This window comes from Candidatus Skiveiella danica, from assembly GCF_022705245.1.
In the GTDB taxonomy this organism is placed as follows: Bacteria; Pseudomonadota; Gammaproteobacteria; order Burkholderiales; family Burkholderiaceae_C; genus Skiveiella; species Skiveiella danica.
This window is the reverse complement of record NZ_JAKJEW010000148.1, coordinates 1-592: the sequence shown is the minus strand read 5'-3', so window position 1 is coordinate 592 and position 592 is coordinate 1. Positions and strand designations below refer to the sequence as shown.

The following is a 592-nucleotide window of genomic DNA, read 5'->3' as shown; positions in this document are numbered from 1 at the left end:
GGTCATCGAAGAGGTGGATGAGGATACCAAGAAGAAGTCCATCAAACAGATCTGGCCTCGTTACCATCAGCTCGACTGCGTGGAGAAGCTGCTGGCTGATGTGCAGGAGAACGGTGTCGGCAAACGTTATCTGATCCAGCACAGCGCCGGAAGCGGAAAGTCAAACTCTATCGCATGGCTGGCGCATCAGCTGATAGGACTTGAAAAAGACGGACACCCGATGATTGATTCCGTCCTTGTTGTTACTGACCGTCGTATTCTGGATAAGCAGATCCGCAATACGATCAAGCAGTTCATGCAGGTCAAGAACACCGTAACATGGGCAGAACATTCCGGTGATTTGCGCAAGGCTATACAGGACGGCAAGCGCATCATTATATCTACGATTGAAAAGTTCCCGTACATCATCTCTGAGATCGGGCAGGAACATAAGAATAACAAGTTCGCCATCATCATCGACGAGGCGCATTCCGGCCAGAGTGGACGAAACTCCGCGAATATGAATCTGGCGCTTTCCGGCCTTGCCACAGATGATGATGCGGACAACGAGGATAAGATCAATGCCATGATGGAGGGGCGCAAGCTCGTCTCC

General features: G+C 51.0%; 1 protein-coding gene. It reads left to right on the top strand.

Annotated elements, in window-relative coordinates; genetic code table 11:
- Window positions 1-592 (top strand): DEAD/DEAH box helicase family protein (locus ACMUOY_RS20605; protein WP_413894578.1); only part of this gene is annotated, 592 nt, incomplete at both ends.